15 protein-coding genes, 1 tRNA gene and 1 pseudogene are annotated in these 17,037 nt (G+C 51.9%); 6 read left to right on the plus strand and 11 right to left on the minus strand.

Annotated elements, in window-relative coordinates; all coding sequences use genetic code 11:
* Nucleotides 1–303: 303 nt before the first annotated feature.
* Together H6F43_RS13035 and H6F43_RS13040 are read right to left on the minus strand one after the other, a co-directional pair.
* On the minus strand, nt 304–1,350 hold the full coding sequence (locus H6F43_RS13035; RefSeq protein ID WP_190343176.1) for a hypothetical protein: 1,047 nt from the start codon (nt 1,348–1,350) through the stop codon (nt 304–306).
* Nucleotides 1,351–1,542: 192 nt separating this feature from the next.
* Nucleotides 1,543–1,716, minus strand: coding sequence for a hypothetical protein (locus H6F43_RS13040; protein ID WP_190343177.1), 174 nt, complete (start codon nt 1,714–1,716; stop codon nt 1,543–1,545).
* 153 nt (nt 1,717–1,869) lie between these two features.
* Between H6F43_RS13040 and H6F43_RS13045 the strand changes: the two genes are divergently transcribed.
* The gene (locus H6F43_RS13045; RefSeq protein WP_190343178.1) at nt 1,870–2,019 is read left to right on the plus strand and encodes a hypothetical protein; all 150 of its coding nucleotides are present in this window, start codon (nt 1,870–1,872) and stop codon (nt 2,017–2,019) included.
* Nucleotides 2,020–2,055: 36 nt separating this feature from the next.
* On the opposite strand, the gene rfbD is transcribed toward H6F43_RS13045, so the two are convergent.
* From rfbD to H6F43_RS13085, 8 genes are all read right to left on the minus strand, one after another.
* On the minus strand, nt 2,056–2,934 hold the full coding sequence (gene rfbD, locus H6F43_RS13050) for a dTDP-4-dehydrorhamnose reductase (protein WP_190343179.1): 879 nt from the start codon (nt 2,932–2,934) through the stop codon (nt 2,056–2,058).
* Nucleotides 2,935–3,134: 200 nt separating this feature from the next.
* Nucleotides 3,135–4,082: a glycosyltransferase family 2 protein gene (locus H6F43_RS13055; protein ID WP_190343180.1), complete on the minus strand. Its 948-nt coding sequence runs from the start codon at nt 4,080–4,082 to the stop codon at nt 3,135–3,137.
* 18 nt (nt 4,083–4,100) lie between these two features.
* On the minus strand, nt 4,101–5,840 hold the full coding sequence (locus H6F43_RS13060) for a hypothetical protein (RefSeq protein WP_190343181.1): 1,740 nt from the start codon (nt 5,838–5,840) through the stop codon (nt 4,101–4,103).
* A gap of 93 nt (nt 5,841–5,933) precedes the next feature.
* On the minus strand, nt 5,934–7,724 hold the full coding sequence (locus H6F43_RS13065; RefSeq protein ID WP_190343182.1) for a glycosyltransferase: 1,791 nt from the start codon (nt 7,722–7,724) through the stop codon (nt 5,934–5,936).
* A gap of 169 nt (nt 7,725–7,893) precedes the next feature.
* Complete coding sequence (locus H6F43_RS23145; protein WP_199290324.1) at nt 7,894–9,282, minus strand: AAA family ATPase; 1,389 nt, start codon at nt 9,280–9,282, stop codon at nt 7,894–7,896.
* A gap of 171 nt (nt 9,283–9,453) precedes the next feature.
* Nucleotides 9,454–9,538, minus strand: a tRNA-Ser gene (locus H6F43_RS13075).
* Nucleotides 9,539–9,611: 73 nt separating this feature from the next.
* Nucleotides 9,612–11,849 carry a ComEC/Rec2 family competence protein gene (locus H6F43_RS13080; protein ID WP_190343183.1) on the minus strand — a complete coding sequence of 746 codons (2,238 nt, stop codon included), beginning with the start codon at nt 11,847–11,849 and terminating at the stop codon, nt 9,612–9,614.
* Between the two features lie 66 nt (nt 11,850–11,915).
* Nucleotides 11,916–12,422 (minus strand): DUF4079 domain-containing protein, encoded by a 507-nt coding sequence (locus H6F43_RS13085; RefSeq protein ID WP_190343184.1) that lies wholly within the window; start codon nt 12,420–12,422, stop codon nt 11,916–11,918.
* A 293-nt stretch (nt 12,423–12,715) separates the two neighbouring features.
* Here H6F43_RS13085 and H6F43_RS13090 point away from each other — a divergent pair, with 293 nt between their 5' ends.
* From H6F43_RS13090 to H6F43_RS13100, 3 genes are all read left to right on the plus strand, one after another.
* Nucleotides 12,716–13,177: a phosphate-starvation-inducible PsiE family protein gene (locus H6F43_RS13090; RefSeq protein WP_190343185.1), complete on the plus strand. Its 462-nt coding sequence runs from the start codon at nt 12,716–12,718 to the stop codon at nt 13,175–13,177.
* A gap of 94 nt (nt 13,178–13,271) precedes the next feature.
* Nucleotides 13,272–13,724 carry a nitrate reductase associated protein gene (locus tag H6F43_RS13095; RefSeq protein ID WP_190343186.1) on the plus strand — a complete coding sequence of 151 codons (453 nt, stop codon included), beginning with the start codon at nt 13,272–13,274 and terminating at the stop codon, nt 13,722–13,724.
* Nucleotides 13,725–14,232: 508 nt separating this feature from the next.
* Nucleotides 14,233–15,537, plus strand: a complete 1,305-nt coding sequence (locus H6F43_RS13100; protein ID WP_190343187.1) for an ATP-binding protein — start codon at nt 14,233–14,235, stop codon at nt 15,535–15,537.
* Nucleotides 15,538–15,553: 16 nt separating this feature from the next.
* On the opposite strand, the gene H6F43_RS13105 is transcribed toward H6F43_RS13100, so the two are convergent.
* Complete coding sequence (locus H6F43_RS13105) at nt 15,554–16,147, minus strand: hypothetical protein (RefSeq protein WP_206754560.1); 594 nt, start codon at nt 16,145–16,147, stop codon at nt 15,554–15,556.
* Nucleotides 16,148–16,356: 209 nt separating this feature from the next.
* Between H6F43_RS13105 and H6F43_RS13110 the strand changes: the two genes are divergently transcribed.
* On the plus strand, nt 16,357–16,719 hold the full coding sequence (locus tag H6F43_RS13110) for a BON domain-containing protein (protein ID WP_190343189.1): 363 nt from the start codon (nt 16,357–16,359) through the stop codon (nt 16,717–16,719).
* Between the two features lie 181 nt (nt 16,720–16,900).
* Nucleotides 16,901–17,037, plus strand: a pseudogene (locus tag H6F43_RS22275) (1,4-dihydroxy-2-naphthoyl-CoA hydrolase); the annotation flags it as partial.

The following is a 17,037-nucleotide window of genomic DNA, read 5'->3' on the forward strand; positions in this document are numbered from 1 at the left end:
ATTAAACGTACCTGAGTAAAAACCAGGTACGTTTGTCCATTCAGCCCTGTTTCCCAAACTTCTTTGCTGGTGACACCAGGCTTTTTGGAAGCCCATACCCCATCAACCTACGAATTAGACAACATTTATTTAGTACACACAAGTTACTAGCACCAGGCTGCAATAGGCAGGCAACGCCATTCTTGGTGTAGCGTGCATTCAGCTAGGCAGCATTCTGGCAAGAATCGGTAGATAGACCAGAACTCTAATCGCTAACAGCTATTAACAATTAGCGACTAGAGAATATTCAACCTAAGTGACACTCTACTGTTGCAGCAGAGTTAGCGTTTTCTCGCTGGTCTGGCTGCCCCTTGTCGCATTGAGACTGACCTCGTACCGGGTTCCTGGAACCGCAACAGTGGGTTTGAAGTTGAAACTGAAGTTGCCTTGAGCATCGGATTGGACCTGTTGGCTCAGAATGTCGCGATCGATACCAACAATGCCTATCACCGACGTTCTCGCCTTCACGTTCACACTAATCGTGGTGTTGGGGGCGCTGCGTCCGGTCACCTGGACATTGCCGCTAACGCGAGTGTTGTTTTGCGGAGTCAGAATTTCTAGCGGCAGTTGCGCTGTGTTAGTCGTTGTGCCGCCGCCAGCAACGAGGTCGCGGTCCAGCCGAGCCCGAATCGTTTGATCCCCGGACTGCAAGCTTGCTGTCACCGTCGCGGCTCCTTGTCCAAAATAGTCTTGACGTCGCACGACGTATTGCCCTTCGTAGGTGCCGGGAGACACTTCTCGGAGAGGCTGGTTTAGCGCCACGCCCTCGATCGAGAACGTTGCCTTAGCATTGGGAGTTCCCGTCAGCGTAAAGTTCAGCTCGGTTCCTGGCTCAATCTGCTGCACGGGTTGAACCGTGAAGCGGCTGATCGAAGGAGTTTGCGACGTGCTCGTTGTGCTCGTCGTTCCGCTAGTCGTGTTGCCCGCTACGAGTGGCTCCTGCAATCGCACACTTGTGATTTGCCCTCCACGAGTTAGATTTGCCCGCACGACCGTATTTTGAGACACCTGATCGCGGCTGCGAAGCGTGTAGCGTCCTTCGTACACGCCGGGTGCAACTTCCCGCATCGGTACGTTATTTACCAGAGTGCCGATCGTCAGCGTCGCGTTCGCATTCGGAGTTCCCTGAAGCCGGAATACGAGTTCGCTGCCAGGAGATGCCTGCTCGATCGGCTCGACGGTGAAGCTGTCGATTTGTGGAGCTTGTTGAGCCTGCAATCCTGAGGAGTTTGTTTGAGTTATCCCTGGTAGCGCTGCAACTGAACCCAGCAACACAACTGTCAGTGTAGTTGTTAAAAATTTGCTTGTCATAGTTACCTCAAACTTAAATCAATTGAACACAATCGGTCCTTCACCAGTGCAACGTAACCTCTGGTTTCCGCCGTCTATCCTGTGTTGTAAACCGGACTCTACCGATCGGTGGATCCACTGGCTGTAAAAATCTGGTTTAACGACTGGCTAAATTGATTTCGAGCAGCACGATTTATACCAACTCTCTAAATTCTAGCTACAGATCAAATCACTAAAATGTAGGCGGACTCCGGCTTCTGCAGTTTCGTAGCTTGCTTCTCGCGCAGCGAGTATTCCGAATTCCGAATTGGTATTACTGCACCCACCTTTCACAAAAATCTGCAATTGGGCGATCGCCTTCGCGATCGCCGCTGAAAAAGAAGTCATACCAGTTCTCTAAACTTCAGCTAAAGATCAAACGGCTGAAACGTTGATGAAATCCAGCTTTTGCAATTTTGAATTGCGAACTCTGAATTCCGAATTGGTATCACTCCCAGCCAGCTAGCGCTGGCATGGCTGCTGGCTTAGGGTGATGATATTGTGGCGATTCCAGGCACCAAGCGCCGTGCCTATCTTGAAGAAGCTGTTGCGGCAACGGCTAGCACGCTGACCTTCGAAGACCTCCAGCGACTTGAAGAAGGGCACCGAGAGGCGCTGCGGCAGGAGAGCGCTGTGCGAATCAACGTATGAGTACCGTGCACCGCTAAACACCCTCTGCGGCAGTGTTTAGATGGAGCGCAGGTCTACAAGCATCTGTCGTAAGCCCTGCCGCCAATGTGGCGGATGCGTTCCAAGCAGGTCTGTCGTTTTTTGCAGCGACAGAACCGAGAATGCTGGACGACTGGCAGGTGTAGGGTACTCCGCAGTTGTAATGGGCACAACACGATCGACCTTAAGCGGAAACCCTAACGATCGAGCTTCCTCGAAAATCGCGACGGCAAAGTCGTACCAACTAGCAACGCCGCTGTTGGTGTAGTGGTAGGTACCTGCCGTTTCTGCAGACAGGTGAGGCGCGACGTCGGCGATCGCCTCTGCCAAATGCCGTGACCATGTAGGGGAGCCGATCTGATCGGCAACCACGCGGATTTCCTCACGCTCCGCGCCTAACCGCAGCATTGTCTTTACAAAGTTGCCGTGTCCCCGTGCTCCATAGACCCAGGCAGTCCGAAGAATCAGGTGCAGCGGACATGCAGCCCGAATGGCTTCCTCGCCTGCCAGCTTCGATCGACCATAGGCGCCGAGTGGATTAGTCGCGTCAATTTCTTGGTATGGAGAACTGCGGCGACCATCAAATACGTAGTCTGTAGAAATGTGAATAAGTCCGGCTCCGACTTGCTCCGCTGCGATCGCCAGCATTCCCGGAGCGGTTCCGTTCACCGCTATTGCTGCATCGGGTTCGCTCTCTGCTTTGTCTACAGCAGTGTAAGCAGCCGAGTTAATCACAAGCTGAGGATGAAGTTCTTCAATAATTTGATGAATAGAGTCGGGTTGCTCAAAATTTACCTGGTCTCGCCCGACGCAGATTACATCGCCTACAGCCGCCAGTGTGTGCTGCAACTCTTGTCCGACCTGTCCGGTTACGCCAAGCAGTAGGATTCGTTTCATTGTGAGAAGGTCGCGATAAGGTTTGAGTCTGATTTTAAGATGCCTCGTTTGCGCGCCTGTCTCACTATAGTCATGAAATTAATTGATGTTCCTGTACTCATTGTTAACGAGTTGCACCAGAAATCCACCAATCTCGCTTGAACCCATTTGTTAATAGATTGAACCGGAAAAGCTTATCGAACAACCGTTCAAGAAAGCGATTAGTCCAGCACCAGGTGAACAGGTCTTTTAGGCACATTGCACACATCGTAGCTAACAGCAGCTAAGAGCGATTGAAACCCTAGAATAATTGGTAGCGACGCTAACATAACGGTGCCGCTGGTTGCTGGAATACCTGTCTGATTACTGGTGTACCAGTGGTAGATACCAAATAATGCACCGATCGTCATCAGAAATAGTCCAACAAGTAATTCTACTGAGCCAACGTTGAAATCTCTTAGAAAATAGCTGTAAAAAATTCGTTTAAAAAAGCGATTAACGTACTTTCCCGGAAACTCTGCAAGAACGCGATTGATTCGTAAACTACTCACTTCGTCCTCGTACTTCGCCTTCATTGGCATATCGCAAACAACCGCACGGACGATGCTCAGGCGAAACAGCAAATCGCTCTCAAAAAAGTATCGTTTGTCGATCTTATGCAGCGGCAGCATTCTGAGAATTTTGGCGTGAACTGCTGTGTAACCATTGGTTGGGTCCATGATATCCCAATAGCCTGTACACGCTTTACTAATAAACGACAATGCCGCATTGCCAATCAGCCGAATCAGTGGCATGGACTCTAATAGCTGGAGGTCAAAAAACCGATTCCCTTTAACGTAATCAGCTTTGCCATTCAAAATCGGAATCACAAATTTCGGCAGCAGTGATGGGTCCATTTGACCATCGCCATCGAGCTTGACGATGACTGTTGCTCCATCGTCGATCGCTTTCACGTAGCCAGAGAGTACAGCCCCGCCAACTCCCTGATTTTCTGCATGAAAAATGACCGTCAGACGAGGATCGCAGCAACATTCTTTGACGTATAGCCCAGTTCTTTCTGGACAGGCATCATCAACAACATAAATTCGATCAACATCTTGACCAATTTGAGCGAGCAACGGCAGAATAAACGCTTTGGTTCTATAACAGGGAATGACAACAGCAATCATGCAACCAAACTCTTACAGCTAGCGAGATTTGAAGGCGTCGATCGGGACTCCAACAGCATCCTCATGTAGTAACCTAGGCTGGCGTTCTGGAATAAGATTAATGTGGGCGTAGCGGTTAAAGATTCGCTGAAACTCTGTCTCAGGCAGTTCAGGAAATATCTTTCTAAAAAAGCCTAAATGAGGAGTTGGTAACACGTGAGAAATCGATCGATAGCCCCAACCATTTAGGATTGCTCCAGGAAACCCTTCAACCGCAAGTAGGCGATTGGACTGCTCTGCCGCTTTCGCATCCAGGGATAAAGTAACACTCGTTTGTGGACGATTAAAAACTAGCCATGCGGACTGCACAGGATTGAAAGAGCCAAATGCCAGAAAACCACAAAACAATGCAGCAACAAGCAGCGCAGTGTTGCGCTGCTCAACGGTGATTCGTTTGGCAAAAACAGCTAGTAGCAGTATCGGTAGAAGTATGACTAAATCCAGTTGATCCACATACGATCTCATCGCTTTGTAAAGTACCCAACTCAGCACCGTCATGCCAACAAAGATGCTGACTCTTACTAGAGTTACTTTAATGCCCAGTTTCTGTGCCAGAAAAGCAACCAGCAGCAGCAGCAGCAATCCGGCTGCAAAAAACATCCGGACGGGAGGAATTCGATTCCACAGAAGCAGTGCCCCAACCCAAGATGGCAATGGCAGCAGTATCCAAGCCCAGGTTGCAAGAATGCCACCCGTAACTATGAATACGCCTCGTTTGAAGCTGAAACCGGACTCTTGCCACTTTCCATAGTCCAGAAACACCAGCACCGCCAGCGTGTAAAACGCACCGATCGTGCTGATTTCACAAATATTTCTTCCAATTAAAGAATCGTGGTTGTAAATCTGGGAGACTGGCAGAAACTGGGAGATCCACTGCTCAAAAACAACACTTCCCCCACTGCTAACTCGCTGACCCGGATAGACCGTGCTGGCAGTTGCCAAAAGATAGTCACGGAGATAAAAAATCACTGTACCCACGCTGGCAATTCCAGTGATACCAAGCGCGACTAGAGTCTTCCCTTTTAGCTGATGCGGGTGAAACGCTAACAGAACAATGAATCCCACAAATGCCAGCGAAATAAATAGGGGAGGATAAAAGACTGAAATCATCCAGCTAGTAGAAATCCAGTAAAAAAGTCCAAGCCTTAGCGGCAATGAAAAATTTTTAGTTAGAACAACAATAATCCAGGGAAAGAACGCGTACCCTGGTCCTAGAATCGTCCACCAATATTGCACGTATCCTGTAAAAAATAGAATAGCGGAGAGCAAAAGCGCGTGCAGTTTAGTGATACCGATCGTGCAAAATAACAAGTAATAGCCGATAATAAATATGGCAAAAATAATATAATGATGAAACGAAAATGCGTAGGCTGGATTGACTAGTCGATACAACCACAAATCAGGCTTAAACAGCAAGCCCCAATCCGCGATCGGCAGCGAAATGTAAATCCTTAAATCTTCGTTGTAGGGTGAGGTCTGGTTATAGCGCTGAAACTGATTATTTACAGTTGCCTGAGTTAATGGTGTTGCAACTGTCCATTCATCGCTCCGAATTGGGCGGGGTTTGCCGTGCACCAGTTCTTTTTTGACACCAAATTGTTCTAGGACGATTGCATAAGAAGACGGCGACCATGCACCTGCAATATACACAATCCCGCCAGTGAATAGAAACACAACCAGTAGCGTCGTAAACCCTAACCGCCGCATTCGACTTAGCATACTATCCTCGATCGCCCAACAATCAGCGATATAGTACGGCGTTTTGTGCCCCGTTCCTAGTAGTTGATAGCAAATGCTTTGCTCGCGGCTAAGTTAGAGTTCAAACAAGACATCGCGGTTTGATAGGTTGGGATTGTAGTAAGGGTCGTACTCCAACGCATCCAAATACGATCGCCACTTGTGGTTAAAATTCTGCCACTCTTTAGGCTGCAGTCCCTTCTCGCGGCTAACCGACTCATAGTGAACGAGTTGAGCAAACGGTGTTACGACATTCCGAAATCCTGCTTGATGCGCCTTCAAGCACAAATCCACGTCGTTGTAGTTTAGGGGAAATGCTTCGTCCATGCCGTTGATCTGCTGAAACACATCCTGACGCATCATCAAGCACGCCCCCGTCACTGCCAAATAGTTGCGGTTGACGATATTGGAGCAAAAATAGCCCGGATGATCGTCCTGCATGCCGTAAAACGCATGACCCGGATTGCCGTTGAGCACCATTACACCAACGTGTTGAAGGCGGCGATCGGGAAACAGTAGCTTTGCGCCAACCGCTCCAATCTCGCGCTGTTGAGCAAACTCCAGCATCGACTCCAACCAATCCGGCGTCACCACCTCCGTGTCGTCGTTGAGCAGCAGCAGCACCTCGCCAGATGCCTTAGCCGCGCCGTAATTAATGCGCCGGGAAAAATTAAACGGCTCTCGGCAGCGTACAAGGTGCAGCGTCGCCGGATCGGGAACGTGCTCGCAGATCGCCTGCAACACTGCCTCTGGGATGTCGTAGCCATCGACGAGCACCAGCTCAAAATTTCGATAGCTGCTGCGCTCTTGAATGCTGCGGATGCAGTTTTCTAACAGGCAGAGAGAACCATTCGCGGTTTCGATAGTTTTTCCGGCACTGGGAATAATGATGCTGATGAGTGGCTGTCCCTGTGGCTCTCGTCGCACACGAAAAAAGCCAGCGCGATCGGTAGTCTCCACCCGTCCCGGATAGGCGCTCCGCGCCACCATCTCCTCCAGCGCTTTACGAGCCGCGAGGTACGCCCACGGTTTCGCCTGCTCTCCGGAAGTCACGGACGCCGGAATCACGCGCCAGTGGTAGAGCACCTTAGGCAAGTGGTAGATGTTCGAGGTCTGCTCGACAACGCGCAGCACCAAATCGTAATCTTGAGCGCCCTCATAGCCCACGCGAAAACCACCGATTTGACGAATCAGGCTGGCTCGGTAAACGCCCAAATGACAGGTATACATGCAAGCGTGGAAATACTCTGGCGACCAGTCTGGTTTAAAGAACGGATCGCAGCGGTTCCCCTTCGGGTCAAGTTTGTCTTCGTCGGTATAAATAAAGTCAGCGTTGGGGCGCTGGTTGATCAGCTTGGCAACCTCGAATAGCGCCTCGATCGCCAGCTCATCGTCGTGATCTAGCAGCGCGATATAATCTCCTGTTGCCAATTCCAATGCTGAATTGCTGGCGGCAGAAATATTGCCGTTCTCTGAACGAAAGACAATTTTGATGCGCGGATCAACCCGACTGTAGTGAGCCAGCAGTGGTTGAATGTCAGGATTTGTTGAAGCGTCGTCAGCAATGCAGAGTTCCCAGTTGGGGTAAAGCTGACGGCGGACGGATTCGATCGCCTTTTTTAGCCAAGTCGCCTCCACGTTATAGACGGGCATAATCACCGAGAACGTTGGGCGCGCTTGCCACTGCGCCATCTCAGTTTCTGCTGCCAATCGATCGAGCTTGGAACGGTGCTGAGCCACCCACTGTCGGTACGTGGTTTGGCGGCGCGATCGCTCTAGAATTCGCCAGTAGATAAATTCCAGCGTGCCTCGTGTACCCCGTTCATGCCAAATCTTCTTAAGCTTAGTAAGACGTCTGAAAATCATAGAGAACGGGCAGTTTCACGAATGGAACGACGCTCTTAGCGCGACTTTAGCTGAATGAGAGGCAGCACCCAAAAAATTGCGTCAGAAAGACCGGGTCCAGACAGTCTTACCCTGACCCAATAGTCGTGTTTAGCATATCAGAAACAACTGCGTAGCGTCCGCCTGCCATTTACTCAGCCGATGTTAGCTGCGACGGGATCAGAGCATCTGCCGAGGGAATATCCTCTGGCAGAATCGTTGTTAGCACCTCATCGGTGAGCGTAGAAATTACGGCTAATCGGTTCGCCTGCTGCTCAATCGTCTTTTCAAACAGATTGCGGACCAGTCGCCCATTGCCAAACGTTTCATCGCGCTGATCGTAAAGCTGATTAAACAGCTTCAGCAGGGTTTGATTCGCCGCCTCGGTGGGCGTAAAGTGGCTGTCTTTACACATTTTGTGGAAGATCGCCAACAGCTCATCCGGCGTGAAGTCCTGGAAGTAAAAATAGCGATTGAAGCGAGATTTCAGACCAGGATTCGATTCAATAAACGTTGCCATTGGTCCCGTGTAGCCTGCCACAACTACCACCAAGCGATTGCGGTAATCTTCCATCCGCTTCAGCATCACATCGATCGCCTCTTGCCCAAAATCCTGAGCAGAGTTGCCTGACTTGAGGGCATACGCTTCATCCACAAATAGCACGCCATCCAGTGATGATTTCACTAGCTCATCCACTTTCTGCGCCGTGCCGCCAATAAACGACGCCACCATGCCTGCGCGATCGGTTTCAACCACGTGCCCTTTGCTGAGAAACCCCAACTCTTTAAGAATTCGCCCCATTAATCGCGCTACGGTGGTTTTTCCTGTACCTGGAGGACCGCCAAAGACCGAATGCAGCGAGACTGGCGTTTTTGCCAATCCGCGCTGTGCTCGAATCTGCTGCACTTTCAAGAAATTGGTTAATGTCCTAACCTCTTCTTTAATCGTCTCCATGCCAATCAGTTGATTGAGTTCATTCAGCACAGCTTGAAGTCCATCAGGCGTTGCTGTGCTAGACGTGGGATGCACAATCGTGGCGCTTGAGTTGCTGTAGGTATGGAGCAACCGCCAAACGTCCGCTAGCGCGTCCATCTCCTGCATCGTGGTGATTCCATCCGCCTTCACCATCACTTGAGCGAACCGATAAATCGCGTTCACGGTTTTGTCTAAAAAGCTAGTTCCGCGCTGTTCATCTAGCTGATTTAGCAGGGACGGTAAGGCAAACTCATCTTGTGGTTTATCCCTCGTTAGCTCTAGCAAAAGCCTCAAGGATTCCTTCTCGTAATCGCGTCGAGTTGCAGCAGCATCCCACAAATTGACGACAGCATTCAGCTTGTCAGAGTCCTGCTTAATTAGCGCAAAAGCCGCTAAGAATCCTAACAGTTCCCCCGACGTAATCTCCTTGCGACTGCGTCCACAAATTTGCACAATCTTCGCTAAATCGGTCAGGATATGCTGCTCATATCCGCCCATCTCCAGTAATGGGACAAGCGTTTTATACAGGAGGTTAGCTTCTTTTTTGATCTCCCTGGTGTTCACAGCACTCTCCTGGTACTGAAAGAAGGCTAACAACGATCGACGAATCGCGATTAGCTGCGTCTGTTGGCTTAAACAGGGTCCAGTGTACCAGGCTCAGACGAATCTAGCCTCTGACGATCGACACAGGCGCGGATCATCAGAGGCTAAAAACGAGAGCGTCGGTGATAGGTACGGAGAGGGGGGGATTCGAACCCCCGTTGAGTTGCCCCAAACTTGATTTCGAGTCAAGCGCATTCAACCGCTCTGCCACCTCTCCAGGTGGGACGAGACATGGATTTAGCGCTAGGACGAGTCCGATCGCGCAGTCCACCGCTCGGTGCTTTTCTATTCTACAGGGCAGTGGGTTTATTGTCGCTATCGAGTAGGGTCTTCACGCCCTCTCTTGGCGTCCATTGCAGCGCACCATCGCGTCCGGTCCAGTACAGGCGAGTTCCCGCCGCACGCAGACGCTCGGCGGTGTCTGGGTGGATCGCGTTCCCCGACGCGATCGCCACTTGCGGACGAAGCGCAGTGATTAGGTCTGGCTGCAACTGCCGTCCAGACCACCAAAGCACCTGGGTTGTAGGCAGCTTACCTGCGTTGACCAATGCCGTCTGCTGCTGGGGAGTCAACGACCCCAACCACAGCCAGCGCTGAGCTTGTAGTTGCAGTTCAACGATCGGCGGATCAGCGTTTACCAGCTTGAGTTGAGTAGTTCCGAGCGACGCGGTTTGTGCAGGCGTCAGGTTCACGAAGCGGTCTACCTTGCGGGCACGATCAGCACTTGCGAAGCTGTTTGGAGAAACCGCGTAGGCAGTTTTGATCGGGAGCTGCTCTCGGAGCTTAATCCAGCCGTTGCGAGTCGCGGAGTTCGACGCCGTCGCGATCGCCCAGTCAATCTGGTTGACACCCTCTTTTTGCAGAAACGGCAGCACCGTAGCACCTGTGGTCGCGTCATCTCCGCTGTTAACCAGCCCCAACCGTTGACCGTCTTGAATCACCAGGATCGGCTGGTCCTTCGCCGCCAGTACGGTGACGCGGAACAGGGCGGCTCTTGCCTGCCACGCAGGAAAAAATACTAGCCCCACTCCTAACAGCAGCGCCACCCACCAGCGCTGCTGCCACCAGCGTTGTAGCCACGTCAGCGTTAGCAGCGCATAGAGCACGATCGCCACCAGCACCGAAATTGTCCCGATCGCATAGGCGTTTCCGGGTAGCTGCCCAGAACCGTTGACGATCGCCAAAAGCGCCTGAGCCGGAAGCTTCAGCAGCCACGCCAACGCACTCCCGGCAGGCGACCAGATTAAAGCAGCGAGGGCGCTGATCATGCCGCCAATGCTGAGAAGGGAAATCAGCGGCGTCGCAATTACGTTGACCAGGATGCTGTAGGGAGACACGACACCAAAGGCATAAAGCTGCACGGGCAGCGTCCACAGGTACGCCGCGATCGGCACCGCAATCAGTGGCGAAAGTGCACTCGGCAACCAGTCAAGCCGCTGCGCGATCGGCGGCACAGTCACAAGCAGTCCCAGCGTTGCCAGCACGCTAAGCTGAAAGCCCAAATTCCAGATCCACAGCGGATTGACGACGAGCAGGATCACGATCGCCACCAGCAACGATCCCAGCGGCTTCACCTTGCGCCCCAGCACAAGAGCCACCAACCCGCCAAAGCCCATTAGCGCCGCCCGCAGCACCGCAGGCTGCGCCCCCGCTAGTCCGACAAACAGGGCAAGGGCGCCCGTACCCAGACAAAATTGCACCCGCTCCGACCAGCGGTAAGTCAACGCCAACACCACGCCTAGAATCAGCGACGTTTGGAAGCCCGACGCTGCCAGCGCATGAGCCAAACCCGCTCGCACAAAAGCGTCCTTGACCTCATAGGGCATATCCACTGCGCGTCCCCCCAGCACCATTGCGCTCACCAAGGGTCCCTCAGCTCCGCTCAACCAGCGAGCCTGCGATCGCACAATCTGCTGCTGCACCGTCCACCAGCCCCAGCGCGCTGGCTGCTCCGGCACCTCGACTGCCCTTCCCCGCATGCCGGTGAAGCAGCCTTCTTGCCGCAGGTACGCCTGAAAGTCGAAGCCGCCAGGATTGGTGGCGGGCTTAGGCAAATAGAGAGAACCCGCGACGCGAACGGTTTGCCCTGGCAATAGTTTTGCAGCCTCCGATCGCGGCACCGTTACATAAACCTTGCCGCTGACAGGCTTGCTGTTGCGATTGGGGAGAACCTGCTGAACGGTTAGCCAGACCTGTGCATTTTGGCTACGCGTCAGACGAGGCAGGCTATCCACCTCGCCGCTAACGATCCACTCCTGCTTTGCTGCATTGGGAGAAGACAGCAGCTTGCTGATATCGGTTGCGCCTGCGTAGGGCACTCTCGCCTGAAAATACAGGCTTGCTAGCAGCCCCACGACGCCTGCTGCCAGCCAGATCTGAGGATTCGGCGCGAATCTCCAGACGCGGCGAATCGTTAGCGCTAGACCAACCCCTAGCGCCAGTACCACTCCACCGCCCCAAGCAACCACCGTAGACAGTAGCCCCGCAACATACGCCAAACACAGCACGATCGTGCTAACTGACCCCATGATGAATTCCCCTCGCAACAGCGCCCAGACCGTTAGGCGTTGCTAGAGTGCCCAGAATTCCGGCGGTTAGAGCGACAGCCCCAGTCGGATTCCTAGCGCTGTGTGCACGATCAGCAAGCCCAGCGCAACGGTGCCCACGTAGGCGTGCAGCAATCGCAGGGGCGCTTTGTCGCCCCAGAAACCCGCCAGGGATAGGACGCCGTTGGTGCCCAACAGCAGCAGAGCGATCGTCCCAGTCCAGAAGTGCGGGCTTTGCAGAATCGGATGATGGTGCATGACGAGGGACAAAACGCCGCCCGTGTAACCCAGCGCCAAAAACACGGACATTAACGGAGCCAGCTTGCGGTGGTCGGCACGGCTTTTCAGCATGGCGTCTTTGTCTTGCGCCAGTCGCCCGCGCCAGCCCGTCCAGCCGACGAAGCTGCCCATGACGAAAATCACGATGCCCATCATCACCGGATGTCCCCAATGGACGATCGGGTCCGGCAGATTCAAACTGCGAAACCACTGAGCGATCGGCTCTAGCAGTTGACTCATGTTTTCGCTCAAATTAAACTCACTCAGGTTCGACATAGAGTTGCTCACATCTAAGGGGTTCCAGCTATCTACTGCTATTGACGGTTGAAGTATAGAGCCGTGTCAATCTCAGACCAAAGATTTTGTATCAGCAAGATTGGTGATAAATGCTGCATTTTGTTTGCGTCCGTCATACAGAATTTAGTATTCTCACTGGAACGAGTGCAGCCCAATGGCTCTCCTAAGAGTTTATTAATGCGTTTCGCGGATCAACAAAATCAAGGTAAAACAGCACCGAAGTCATAAAAATGCTGTTGAGCCAGCCCGATGACGTCAGGGAGTGAGAAACGGTGCAAAAGCTGATCAAATATCTCCGAGAGCAAGCCAGCGACCAAAATTTTCTCCATCAGTTGGAGCGAGTCGAAACGATCGTATCCAAAGTGCTATCGCTGGCAATGGTCATCGTAATTCTGATATCGGTGTACCAACTGGGCGCTTCGCTAGTTCAAGAATTGATCCGTCCCTCGGCTGAAGATTTTGGAACTGTTCTGTTTACAATCTTCGGCATGTTTCTTAATGTCTTAATTGCACTAGAAATTTTGGAAAACATCACTGCCTACCTGAAAAAGCATGTGATTCAAGTGGAACTCGTCATCGTCACTTCATTGATCGCCGTTGCCCGAAAAATCATTATTCTTGATCTTGAGAAGAAAGGTCCATTCGATCTGATGGCGCTAGCAGCCGCGATCGCAGCGCTCTCTGTTAGCTACTGGATTGTTCGCCGCGTCAATCAGCGATCTTCAGACTCCTGACAAACAGTTATTATCATGCATGATCAGACTGAGTGATTAGCCAGTTCAATCAAATTTTTAGAACAAAATAATAAAGGACTAATCGCTAATTTTTATGTCCCACTATTTTCAGTTTGAATCTGACTTTGTAGACTCGCTTCGCTGTATTCCCATGCAGGTGCGGCTAAAGCTAGACACGTGTGGCGTCAAGCTAAAACTGTCGCAGTGGAATCGGTTAGGGACCGACGATCGACAACGTCTGGTAGAGATGCCCTGCGAAACGGTGGCTGAAGCGCAGACGTATCACGATTTTCTGCATCGTCTGATTCTGGAGCATACGGCAACGCCTGCATCAGATTTGCCGATCGACCCGGATCCCGCTTGGCTGGACGCTTCGACCATTCCTGTAAGCGTGCAGGAAAAAGCTCATGAGGTTGGAGCAACGATCGACCTTGAGCAGTGGACTACGCTGACACCGCTTCAGCGCTTTGTCCTAATTAAGCTAAGCCGCTCTGGACATGAAAATGCCAACTTTCTACCTGCTCTGAAGGAATTTAATCTTGCCTAAACGCTGCACGAGCAAAACAAAGGGCAAGCGGGGTAGTCCGCTTGCCCTCAGATTTATTAAAGACGCTGCCGCATTCCGGCTACGTTTATTAAGAAAGTTGAACTATTTTCAGCATCATGGGTAGTTTCACGGGTGGTTTCACAAGTGTTTCTACCGCAATCTATCTCGCTGACAAGATCGCTACGAGCGTAGATCCCCTTAGAATAACGAGATGATTCCCACCAATCCAAAGCTGGTCAATGCCAATAGAGCAGCCATTGAGATTGATTCACCAAGATGCTTTTTTGTGGAATTCATGAGTGATTACCTGTTTTTTAAGGATGTCATCTACAATACCAAGCCAGCTCATGAATAGATCAGGTTCATTATGAAACTTAAATGAGCTTAATCTTACTTAATCTTTTACTCATTTCACGAACCCACTCTTGCTTGTAACCTCACTCTCGCTTGTAACGATCGTGGGGCTGATCGAGGAGAATCTTCAATACAGTCCTGAATTAAACAGTCCATGTCATCTGATTTACTGACCTCGGTGCAAACCCTATTGCAGCAAGCAGCCTCGCTGCTGCTGTACCAGTCGGTTCTGGCAGACGAGCGGGGACAGTCGTTCTTAAATCTGCTGCGGACGATTCGCTACGCTAAAGAGAACCCGACGCAAGACGCCGAGTGTCTATATGCCTATGGGCAATGGTTTCAGGCAATGGCAGCAGGAAACCAGACGTGGCACGACTATGTAGTAACGCAGATTCTCCGAGACGAGAATGTCTTTTCGCGGCAGGTGCAAGTAGCGGATCTCGATCGCCTCTCACCTGCAATCGTGGCAGCGGCTCAGCATGATCTCCACACTCTGCAATGCATCGCCGCCTGTACAGGAGAGGATCTGAGCCAGTGGGTGCAAGCCGTGGGCACAATCACACCGGTCGTTTGGACTGCACCCGCCACAGAGCGATCGTGCTTGACAGACATTGATGATTGGGCAACGGGTCTGGAGGCTTTGACGGCGCACTATCGCCGGACTGGAACGGGGCTATTGGCTGAGTATCGGGCACTGCGCTGGCAGGCGGGGCAACTGGTGGGAATTGCCCATCCCGATCCGGTAATGGTGGAGAGCTTGGTGGGCTACGAGGCGCAGAAGGAGACACTGCTAAAAAATACTGAGTTTTTGCTTAACGGCTATACAGCGCTGCATGTGCTGCTGTACGGTAGTCGCGGGTCGGGTAAGTCATCGCTGGTAAAAGGCTTGCTGCATGAGTTTGTCGATCGTCCCCTGCGTTTAATTGAAGTCAGCAAATCGGAGTTGAGGGAGCTACCCACAATCGTCGATCGACTGCGCGATCTGCCGCAAAAGTTTATTTTGTTTGTGGACGATCTGTCGTTTGAGGAAGACGAGGACGCCTATAAAGCGTTGAAGGTTGTACTGGAAGGCAATCTCACGGCTCGCCCGCAGAATGTTGTCATCTACGCCACGTCTAACCGTCGCCATTTGATCCGGGAGTTCTTTGGCGATCGTCCCCGACCCAGAGATGGCGATGAGGTTCACGCGTGGGATACGGTGCAGGAAAAGCTGTCGTTTAGCGATCGCTTCGGCTTGACGCTGACGTTTGAGCCTGCGGACCAAAAAACCTATTTGGCGATCGTGCATCATCTGGCTGCCCAAGCCGGATTGTCGCTGGATTCCGATGAGCTAACCCAGCAGGCGCTTCAGTGGGCAACGCGGCACAACGGTCGATCGGGGCGATCGGCTCGGCAGTTTGTAGATTTTCTCAGTGCAGAATTGGCAGTAGGCAAGGAAAGTAGAAGTTCAAAATTTTGAACTTCTACTTTTGAACTTAAAACCGATATCCGGCTCCAAACTGAAACCGCAATGAAGACGCGTTGCCACTGCGGTCCTGATTCAGGTTCAACTTCGTGTCGCCATAGATTACTAAATTTTTACCAGCAGATGCCTCAATGCCCGTCGTCAGCACCATGCCGCTCTGAGTTCCCAAAGGCGTTACGGTGCCTGGACGAACGATCGCGTATCCCGCTCCAGCGTAAAGATTGGTGCCGCTGCCAACCGGGAGATCGTAGGAGAGGATGGGCAGCACAGCACTGCGTTCGGAATGGACAAAGACGGTGCCCCGTACCGAAATCGGACTATTGGGCACATCATAGCGTCCCTGAAACTGGCTTCCTGCCGTTGACTGGCTAGACTGACTGTTAAAGGCTGCTCCGTTCATTTGTCGCAGGGCAGCATCGACAATCCAGTCTTGCGGCTCGATCGACTTCAGCAGATTGGGCAACTCGTCTTGCAGAGCGCTGCCATCTACTGCAACGCCAACGTAGCTGCCCTCCAATCCAGACTGCGCCAAGGCGGATTGCGTCAACAGTACCGCTCCAAGCGCACCCAATCCTAGCCAGAGTCTCATAAACGTGCTGTACATAATCTGGTCCGTTCCTGATTACGCACGTTGAGCGATCACGTCCGGAAAGGTTCATCGATCGAACTCACTGAGCGGTCCTTAATAGTCTCTTTACCTTCATTCTTAGGGATGAGCGGTACTTTGACAGAAGTATTTAATCGAGTGTCGCGATCGATCTGATTCAGACCTGCACTCGATAGCGTTTACTGTAACGTTTAGGAGACGAGACAATGGGTTGGCTACAACGATTATTCGGTATGGGAAAGCCACAAGGTGCTCAAGTGAACCCAGCACCCGCACCTGCTCCAGAGCAAGCGGCAACGGGAGAAACGAGCGAAGACGCCATTTCGCCTGAGCGCATTGGCTTAAACGGCGAGTATGACCAGAGCGGACTGGCAAAGCGGGTCGCGCTGGCCTTCGACGAAGATCCGCAGCTAGACGACATAGACACGCTATACGTTGCGCAAACGGGAACAACAGTGGTTCTTAAGGGCAAAGTCCCCAGTCAGGATATTTTAAGCCGCATGGTTGAGGTTGCTAAAGGCGTCAACGGTGCCCAATCTGTCGAGACCGATCAAGTCACGATCGGCTAATCAGCGTCGATCGTCGCTCTAAGCGAACAGCAGTTAGGATTTGTGGTTTAATCCTGTACCAATCAGACAGGTGGTTCTGCTCAACCCTCAACTGCGGAGGATTGAGCAGAGCCGAAATTCGGATTCCAAATTCCGAATTCCAAATTCCGAATTAGTACTAGTCCTTTTTTTGGATTGCTCAATGCCGTTTGTCTACTCTCGCACAGTGCGCTTTAGCGATACTGACGCGGCTGGCGTTGTGTATTTCGCATCGGCGCTGTCGATCTGCCACGAAGCCTACGAGGCGTCCTTGGCGGCAGTCGGAGTCGATCTGCGATC

The sequence above is a fragment of the Leptolyngbya sp. FACHB-36 genome (assembly GCF_014695955.1).
In the GTDB taxonomy this organism is placed as follows: Bacteria; Cyanobacteriota; Cyanobacteriia; order Leptolyngbyales; family Leptolyngbyaceae; genus FACHB-36.

What these genes read in the sequence shown, in the direction of transcription:
- H6F43_RS13060 (WP_190343181.1), bottom strand. Translation starts at nt 5,840, where the DNA reads ATGCTAAGTCGAATGCGGCGGTTAGGGTTTACGACGCTACTGGTTGTG.
- H6F43_RS13065 (WP_190343182.1), bottom strand. Translation starts at nt 7,724, where the DNA reads ATGATTTTCAGACGTCTTACTAAGCTTAAGAAGATTTGGCATGAACGG.
- H6F43_RS13040 (WP_190343177.1), bottom strand. Translation starts at nt 1,716, where the DNA reads ATGACTTCTTTTTCAGCGGCGATCGCGAAGGCGATCGCCCAATTGCAG.
- rfbD (WP_190343179.1), bottom strand. Translation starts at nt 2,934, where the DNA reads ATGAAACGAATCCTACTGCTTGGCGTAACCGGACAGGTCGGACAAGAG.
- H6F43_RS13055 (WP_190343180.1), bottom strand. Translation starts at nt 4,082, where the DNA reads ATGATTGCTGTTGTCATTCCCTGTTATAGAACCAAAGCGTTTATTCTG.
- H6F43_RS13100 (WP_190343187.1), top strand. Translation starts at nt 14,233, where the DNA reads ATGTCATCTGATTTACTGACCTCGGTGCAAACCCTATTGCAGCAAGCA.
- H6F43_RS13035 (WP_190343176.1), bottom strand. Translation starts at nt 1,350, where the DNA reads ATGACAAGCAAATTTTTAACAACTACACTGACAGTTGTGTTGCTGGGT.
- H6F43_RS13105 (WP_206754560.1), bottom strand. Translation starts at nt 16,147, where the DNA reads ATGTACAGCACGTTTATGAGACTCTGGCTAGGATTGGGTGCGCTTGGA.
- H6F43_RS13080 (WP_190343183.1), bottom strand. Translation starts at nt 11,849, where the DNA reads ATGGGGTCAGTTAGCACGATCGTGCTGTGTTTGGCGTATGTTGCGGGG.
- H6F43_RS13095 (WP_190343186.1), top strand. Translation starts at nt 13,272, where the DNA reads ATGTCCCACTATTTTCAGTTTGAATCTGACTTTGTAGACTCGCTTCGC.
- H6F43_RS13110 (WP_190343189.1), top strand. Translation starts at nt 16,357, where the DNA reads ATGGGTTGGCTACAACGATTATTCGGTATGGGAAAGCCACAAGGTGCT.
- H6F43_RS13085 (WP_190343184.1), bottom strand. Translation starts at nt 12,422, where the DNA reads ATGTCGAACCTGAGTGAGTTTAATTTGAGCGAAAACATGAGTCAACTG.